General features: G+C 73.9%; 8 protein-coding genes. All 8 read right to left on the reverse strand.

Annotation, left to right across the window (positions count from 1 at the left end):
* Positions 1-8: 8 nt before the first annotated feature.
* A complete protein-coding gene (gene rsmA / locus NH287_RS00590; protein WP_253034038.1) occupies positions 9-848 on the reverse strand; it encodes a 16S rRNA (adenine(1518)-N(6)/adenine(1519)-N(6))-dimethyltransferase RsmA in 840 nt (279 codons plus the stop codon).
* A gap of 33 nt (positions 849-881) precedes the next feature.
* Positions 882-2186, reverse strand: coding sequence for a glutamate-1-semialdehyde 2,1-aminomutase (gene hemL / locus NH287_RS00595; protein ID WP_253034039.1), 1305 nt, complete (start codon positions 2184-2186; stop codon positions 882-884).
* On the reverse strand, positions 2183-3178 hold the full coding sequence (gene hemB / locus NH287_RS00600; RefSeq protein ID WP_253034040.1) for a porphobilinogen synthase: 996 nt from the start codon (positions 3176-3178) through the stop codon (positions 2183-2185). Before hemB ends, hemL begins: the two co-directional genes overlap by 4 nt.
* Positions 3175-3948: a uroporphyrinogen-III synthase gene (locus NH287_RS00605; RefSeq protein ID WP_253034041.1), complete on the reverse strand. Its 774-nt coding sequence runs from the start codon at positions 3946-3948 to the stop codon at positions 3175-3177. Before NH287_RS00605 ends, hemB begins: the two co-directional genes overlap by 4 nt.
* Positions 3945-4862 (reverse strand): hydroxymethylbilane synthase, encoded by a 918-nt coding sequence (hemC, locus tag NH287_RS00610; protein ID WP_253034042.1) that lies wholly within the window; start codon positions 4860-4862, stop codon positions 3945-3947. Before hemC ends, NH287_RS00605 begins: the two co-directional genes overlap by 4 nt.
* On the reverse strand, positions 4859-6097 hold the full coding sequence (locus tag NH287_RS00615) for a ferrochelatase (RefSeq protein ID WP_253034043.1): 1239 nt from the start codon (positions 6095-6097) through the stop codon (positions 4859-4861). Before NH287_RS00615 ends, hemC begins: the two co-directional genes overlap by 4 nt.
* Positions 6094-6777, reverse strand: a complete 684-nt coding sequence (gene hemQ, locus NH287_RS00620; RefSeq protein WP_253034044.1) for a hydrogen peroxide-dependent heme synthase — start codon at positions 6775-6777, stop codon at positions 6094-6096. The genes NH287_RS00615 and hemQ overlap by 4 nt, the downstream gene beginning before the upstream one ends.
* Positions 6767-7919, reverse strand: a 1153-nt coding sequence (locus NH287_RS00625; RefSeq protein ID WP_253034045.1) for an NAD(P)/FAD-dependent oxidoreductase, incomplete at its 5' end; no start/stop codon positions are given. The genes hemQ and NH287_RS00625, both read right to left, overlap by 11 nt.

A 7919-nucleotide genomic window follows, 5' to 3' on the forward strand; every position in this document is an offset into this window, starting at 1 on the left:
CCGCCGGCTCAGGCGCGGGCGATGCGGACGAAGTCCTCGATCGTGAGTTCCTCGCCGCGCGCGGTGGGTGCCACGCCGGCGCGCGCGAGCACGTCGCTGGCCGCCGCGGAGGAACCGCCGAGGACGCCGGAGAGGGCCTGGCGGAGCATCTTGCGACGCTGCTGGAACGCGGCGTCGACGATGGCGAAGGTGCGGAGTCGCTCCTCCTCGGTGCCGCGGGCATCGGTGTCGCGTTCGAATCCGACGAGGACGCTGTCGACGTTGGGGACCGGCCAGAACACCTGACGCGAGACGGTGCCGGCGAGACGCCAGGTGCCGTACCAGGCGGCCTTGACGCTCGGGGCGCCGTAGACCTTCGAGCCGGAGGGCGCCGCGAGGCGTTCGCCGACCTCGGCCTGCACCATGACGACGCCGCGCTGGATGGTCGGGAAGTGCTCCATGAAGTGCAGGAGCACGGGAACGCTCACGTTGTACGGCAGGTTCGCGACGAGGACGTCGGGGTCGCCGGGGAGCTCGCTCACGCGCAGGGCGTCCTCGGCGACGACGGTGAGCGCACCGTCGGGCACGCCGTGCGCCGCCGCGGTGGCGGGCAGGCGTTCGGCGAGGCGGTGGTCGATCTCGACGGCGGTCACCGGCGCGCCGGTCTCGAGGATCGCGAGGGTCAGCGACCCGAGGCCCGGCCCCACCTCGACGACGCGGTCGGCGGAGGTGACCCGCGCGGCAGTGACGATCTTGCGCACCGTGTTCGCATCGACGACGAAGTTCTGCCCGAGCTTCTTGGTCGGGGTGACGTCGAGGTCGGCGGCAAGGGCGCGGATCTCGGCGGCTCCGAGGAGGGTGACGGGCATGGGTTCCAGCCTACCGGCGCCCCGTCCCGCCGCTCAGCCGGCCGCGGCCTTCGCGGCGGCCGGCAGCGCCTCGACGATCCGGCTGATCGCGGCGTCGTCATGCGCGGCCGTGACGAACCACGCCTCGAACGCCGACGGCGGCAGCGACACGCCGCCCTCGAGCATCGCGTGGAAGAAGCGACCGTAGGCGTCGGCATCCTGCGACGTCGCTGTCGCGTAGTCGGGCACGCCGTTCCCGACGGACTCGCCGAAGAAGATGCTGAAGAGGGTCCCCGCCCACTGCACGACGTGGGGCACCCCGGCATCCGTCAGAGCAGCGGATGCCGCGTCCGCGACGGTGTGCGCGACGGCGTCGAGCGTGCGGTACACCGCGTCGTCGGCGTGCGTGAGGGTCGCGAGGCCCGCGGCGACGGCGACCGGGTTCCCCGACAGCGTGCCCGCCTGGTAGACGGGACCGGTGGGCGCGAGGAGGTCCATGATCTCGGCGCGACCGGCGACCGCGGCGACGGGGAGGCCGCCGCCGATGACCTTGCCGAAGGCGATGAGGTCGGGCACGACGTGCTCCCCCGCCGCCTCCAGCACGCCCGCGTACCCCGAGCGCGACGAGCGGAACCCGGTGAGCACCTCATCACTGATGAGGAGCGCGCCGTTCCGATGGGCGATCTCGGAGAGGAACGCCGTGAAGCCCGGCGCGGGCGGGACGACGCCCATGTTGGCGCCGGCGGCCTCGGTGATGATCGCGGCGATCCGGCCCTCGTGCGCGCGGAACACCTCTTCGACGGCGGCGCGGTCGTTGTAGCCGATGACGAGGGTCTGCGCGGCGATGGGCGCAGGCACGCCCGCGGACCCTGGCAGGGCGAGGGTCGCGAGGCCCGAGCCGGCCTGCGCGAGCAGGCCGTCGGAGTGCCCGTGGTAGTGCCCGGCGAACTTGATGAGCAGGTCGCGCCCGGTGGCGGCGCGGGCGAGACGAATCGCCGTCATCGTCGCCTCGGTGCCGGTGGAGACGAGCCGGATCTTCTCGGCGGCGGGGACGCGCGAGCGGATCTCCTCGGCGAGCTCGGTCTCGGCCGCCGTCGGCGCTCCGAACGAGAGCCCGCGCCGGGCGGCCTGCACCACCGCGTCGATCACGGCAGGGTGCGAGTGACCCAGCAGGGCGGGCCCCCAGCTGGCGACGAGGTCGACGTAGTCGCGACCGTCGGCATCCGTCACGTAGGCGCCCTGCGCCGACACCATGAACCGGGGGGTCCCGCCGACCGACCCGTAGGCGCGGACCGGTGAGTCGACACCGCCGGGGATCACTCCGCGGGCGCGGTCGAACAGATCCTGATTGCGGCTCATGCGAGTTCCTTCCCGGCGCGCAGCCAGTGCGCGACCTCGACGGCCCAGTAGGTGAGGATGACGTCGGCGCCGGCACGGCGGATGCCGAGCAGGCTCTCGCCGATGGCGCGCTCGCGGTCGATGAGACCGGCAGCGGACGCGTGCTCGATCATCGCGTACTCCCCCGACACCTGGTACGCCCAGACCGGCACGTTCGAGCGGTCCGAGACCCGGGCGAGCACGTCGAGGTAGGGCATGGCGGGCTTGACCATGACGACGTCGGCACCCTCGGCGATGTCGACGAGCGCCTCCTCGACACCTTCGCGCGCGTTCGCGGGGTCCATCTGGTAGGTCCGGCGGTCGCCCTGGAGGGTCGACTCGACGGCGTCGCGGAAGGGACCGTAGAACGCCGAGGCGTACTTCGCCGAGTAGGCGAGGATCGCGACGTGCGCGAAGCCCGCGGCATCCAATCCCGCGCGGACCGCGGCCACCTGGCCGTCCATCATCCCCGACAGTCCCAGCACGTCGGCGCCGGCGCGCGCCTGCGCGACACCCATCTCGGCGTAGGCCTCGAGGGTCGCGTCGTTGTCGACCGAGCCGTCGGCGGCCAGCAACCCGCAGTGCCCGTGATCGGTGAACTCGTCGAGGCAGAGGTCGGCCTGCACCGTGAGGCGTCCGGCGGCCGCGCGCGCGGCGACCGCGATCGCGCGGTTGAGGATCCCGTCCGGATCCGTGGCGCCGCTGCCGACCGCGTCGCGGACGGCGGGGACGCCGAAGAGCATGATCCCGCCGAGGCCTGCGGCCGCCGCCTCGTCGACGACGTCGGCGATCGCGTCGAGCGGATGCTGCGACACCCCCGGCATGCTCGCGATCGGCTGCGCCTCGGTGATGCCCTCCTTGACGAAGACCGGCAGCACGAGCTGCGAGGGCACGAGGTGGTGCTCGGCGGCGAGGCGGCGGAGCGCCGGCGTGCCGCGCAGACGGCGCAGGCGACGGGTGGGGAACGAGGTCATGGCGACTCCTTGACGGGGAGGTGGGCGTCGAGCTCGGCGATCAGCGCGTCGATGCTCTGGGTCTGTGCGGTGTGCCCGACCGTGAATCCGAGGACGGCCGCGTCGCGCGACGTCCCCGGTCCGATCGAGGCGACGAGGGTGGATGCCGGGAGCCGCCCGACCTGACGGCGCAGCTCCCTGCCGACGCTCAGCGAGGTGAGCAGCACGACGTCGATGCCGCCGGAGCGGAGCGCGTCCGCGACCTCCGGTTCGAGGTCGACGCCGACGGTCCGGTAGGCGATGCAGACGTCGACGGCGAAGCCGCGCACCTCGAGCTCGTCGCTGACGACGGCCTGGGCGAGGTCGCTCCGCACGACGAGCGAACGCCCGGTCGCGGCGGGATCCCGGTCGGCGCACCACTGGGCGGCGAGGGCCGCGGCCGAGGACGCCCCGGCGGGGACGAAGTCGACCTCCCACCCGGCCTCGGTCACGGCGCGCGCGGTGGCCCTGCCGACGGCGGCGATCCGGGTGGTGTCGGGGATCCTCACCCCGTGCTGCCGCAGCTGCTCGACGCTCGCGGCGCTGGTGACGAACAGCCAGGCGTACGCCCCGGCCGACAGGGCGGCGAAGGCGCGGTCGCGTGCGGCGGTGTCGCGCGGGGCGGCGGAGGAGATGAGCGGTGCGACGACGGCGTCCGCGCCACGGGCGTGCAGGTCGGCCGCGACGCGGTCACCCCAGGCCCCGCCCCGGGGGACGAGGACCCGGGTACCGCGGAGTCCTCCCGAGGTCATCGGGAGGTCCCCGCGAGGTCGGCGAGGTCGGCGGCACCGCCCTCGAGGAGCTCGGCGACGACGTCCGCCGCGGCCGCGTCGACGTCGACGTGCGGATCGAGGCGGCGCGAGGCGGCGACCGACCGCGAACCGTCCTCGGCGTAGACGTGCGCGACGAGCGTCACGACGTCGCCGTGGCGCTCCGCGTCGATCGCGACGGGCGCGGCGCACCCCGCCTCGAGACGGCGCAGCACGGCGCGCTCGAGGTGGGCGGCCAGAGCGGTGTCGGCGTGCTCGATACGGCCGACGGCGTCCGCCACGACGGTGTCGCCGTCGCGGATCTCGACGGCGAGCGCCCCCTGGGCGGCCGAGGTCGGCCAGTCGAGCACCTCGGTGATGGCGCTGTCGCGGCCGATGCGACGGAGCCCCGCCTCGGCGAGGACGATCGCGTCGTACTGCCCGTCGGCGACTTTGCGGAGCCGGCTGTCAACGTTGCCGCGGATGCCCTCGACCACGAGGTCGGGTCGGCGCGCCCGCACCTGGGCGACACGACGCGGCGAACCGGTGCCGACGCGCGCGCCGGCCGGGAGCTCATCGAGGGCGAGGCCGTCGCGCGAGTGGAGGATGTCGCGCTGGGATGCCCGCACGGGGACGGCGCCCACGACGATGCCGGGGTACGGCGTGGTCGGCAGGTCCTTCATCGAGTGCACGAGGAAGTCGCACTCGTCCCGCAGAAGTGCGTCCCGCAGCGCCGTCGCGAACACGCCGGTGCCGCCCATCTGGGCGAGCGGCCCGGTGAGGACGTCGCCCTCACTGGTGATGGGGACGAGTTCGACGTCCCGCCCGGATGCCGCGGCCACGGCATCCGCCACATGCTGCGACTGGGTCGTCGCCAGCAGGCTCGCGCGGGTGCCGAGGCGCAGGGGGGCGCTCACGGCGCCACACCCGACAGCGCGGGCTGGAAGCCGAGTCGCTTGTTCTCGCAGCATCCCGGACGGCACACGTCGTACCAGGGACCGAGGTCGGTGACGGCGGGGCGCTCCGCGGCGGGGGTGCCCTTCAGGCGCTCCTCGACGAGGTCGACGAGACCCGCGACGTAGTCGGGGTGGGTGCTGGGGGTCGCGGTGCGGACCGCGACGAGTCCGAGCTCTTCCGCCGTCTCCATCGCCTCGGTGTCGAGGTCCCACATGACCTCCATGTGGTCGCTCACGAACCCGAGCGGCACGATGAGCACGGCCTTGCGGCCACGGTCCGGCAGCTCCTGCATCGCGTCGTTGATGTCGGGCTCGAGCCACGGCACCTGCGGCGGGCCGGACCGGCTCTGGAAGACGAGCTGCCACGCGCCCGGGAACCCGAGCCGCGAGATGATCTCCTCGCCGACCGCGAGGTGCTGCGCGACGTACGCGCCGCCGGGGCCGAAGCCGCGCTCGGGCGGGCCGGAGCGGTCGGCGTCGGAGGTGGGGATGGAGTGCGTCGAGAACAGGATCTCCACCTCGTTCTCGAGGTCGGTGATCCCGCGCTCGGCGAGTTCGGCGATGCCCGCACGGATGCCGTCGACGAAGGGCGCGACGAACCCGGGATGATCGAAGAACTGGCGCACCTTGTCGATCTGGATGTCGGTCTGGTGTCCGGTGGCCTCGACGGCGTCCGCAAGGTCCTCGCGGTACTGCCGGCACGACGAGTACGAGCTGTACGCGCTCGTCGCGATCGCCAGGAGCTTCCGCCGCCCGTCCGCGACGGCCGCGTCGATCGCGTCGGTGACGTACGGCATCCAGTTGCGGTTGCCCCAGTAGACCGGCAGGTCGAATCCCCGTGCGGAGAGCTCGGCGTCGAGAGCGGCCTTCAGTTCGCGGTTGTGCTCGTTGATGGGCGACACCCCGCCGAAGTGGCGGTAGTGGTGCGCGACCTCCTCGAGGCGTTCGTCGGGGATGCCGCGACCCGCCGTGACGTTCCGCAGGAACGGGATCACGTCGTCCTGGCCTTCGGGACCGCCGAAGCCGAGGAGGAGGATGCCGTCGTAGGCGACGGGGACGGTGGCGTGGGGCTCACCGGCGCACGTGCCCTCGGTCGCGTTCGGGATGACGCAGCCGTCGGCGACGACCACTCCCGATGCGCGGGGCGGCTTGGGACGGAACTCCGCGCCCGGGGACCCGATGTTCTGCGCGCTCATGAGAGCACCTCCGCCAGTTCGTCGATCTCCACGCGCCGCCCGGTGTAGAACGGCACCTCCTCGCGCACGTGACGCCGTGCGTCGGTCGCCCGCAGCTCGCGCATCATGTCGACGAGGCTGATCGGGTCGTCGCTCTCGAGCGGCAGCAGCCACTCGTAGTCGCTCAGGCCGAACGTCGACACGGTGTTCGCCACGACGTCGCGGAAGGCGGCGCCCTTGCGGCCGTGCTCGACGAGCATGCGCGAGCGCTCGTCCTCGGGCAGCAGGTACCACTCGTAGCTGCGGACGAACGGGTACACGCAGAGCCAGCCGCGGGGGTGCTCGCCGCGCAGGTAGCCGGGGACGTGCCGCTTGTTGAACTCGGCCTCGCGGTGCACGCCCATCGCGCTCCACACGTTCGTGAAGGCCGCGAGCACGGGGGTGCGGCGGAGTTCGCGGAGGGCTTTCTGGAGGGCGGCCGGGTCCTCGCCGTGCAGCCAGACCATGAGGTCGGCCTCGGCGCGCATCCCGGTGACGTCGTAGAACCCGCGGAGGGTCACCTCGGCGGCGGGCAGCGCGTCGACGACCGCTCGCAGCGTGTCGATGTCCGCCGTGGAGGCGGCGGCGCGCGGACGGGGGCCGGCGAGGATCGCGAAGAGCGTGTAGCCGAGGCCGGGGGCTGACACATCGTCAGCGGACATGACGTACTCCTTCGGAGGGGGTGGGGTGGGACAGCAACTCCGCCGCGAGGGCGCGAGCGTGAGGGATGACCGAGGCGAGGCCGGTACCGGCGGCGACCGCCCCGATCAGACGGATGCCGCGCGAAGCAGCGGCGGCGCGGACGGCGGCCTGCACCTCCGGCGTCACGACCGCATCCGACCAGGAGACCGGCACGACCTCCCGCACGTCAGCGGGGTTGACAGCGACGCCCGTGAGGGTGCGGACGGCCGCCGCGACCTCGGCGGGGGTGTCGAGCCCAGCGGCGCCGGCATCCCGAGCGGACAGCCGGACGACGTGGACGCCCGCGGGCACGGCGGCCGCGGCCCACTCCCACTTCGCGTCGACGTGGGTGAGGGCCTTCGCGGCCGAGGGCACGTCGGGCGCGGCGATGACACCGGACCCGACCGGGTGACGATCGAGCGCAGCCGCCGCGACGGCGGCAACGACCAGGCGGACGGAAGCGGCCTCGGGCGCCGTGACGCCGAGCAGGCCCGCGGCGGAGACGGGGCCGGTCGCGAGGACCACCTCGCCCGCCGTCAGCGTCTCGCCGTCGAGGACGACCTCGGCGCCCGCCGACGTCGGCCGGATCCCGTGGACGGGCGCACCGGTGCGGATGACGGCGCCCGCGCGGAGGGCCGCGATCTCGAGCTCGGCGGCGAGGCGCCAGAGGCCCCCTTCGACGCCGCGCACAGCGGAGCCCGCACGGGCCTGCGGCGCGAGGGTGTCGACGGCGGCGGTCAGCGACCCGAGCTCGCGGAATCGCTGCCAGAGGGCCGGGTTCAGCGCCGAGAGGGTGACCGCTCCCGCGCTCTGCGAGTAGACGCTCGCGCAGAGGGGTTCGACCAGACGGGCGGTGACGGCCGGTCCGAACCGGGCCGTCGCGAGCTCGGCCAGCGTCGGCTCGGGCTCCTCGAACATCCGCGGGTCGAGCGGGAGGTCGCGCTCCTGCGCCGCACGACGGGCACCGGCGCGACCGAGGACGCGGGTGACATCGGCCGCCGTGGGGTCCGCCGGCATCCCGATCACCGCCCGTCGGGGCAGCGGTGCGCGTCCGACGCGCCGCATCCCCCGCCGGAACGCGACGTGCGCCCCGGCGGGCCGGGGCGGGGCGAACTGCACGGCC

The sequence above is a fragment of the Microbacterium sp. CnD16-F genome, from assembly GCF_024124465.1.
Lineage (GTDB): Bacteria > Actinomycetota > Actinomycetes > Actinomycetales > Microbacteriaceae > Microbacterium > Microbacterium gawkjiense.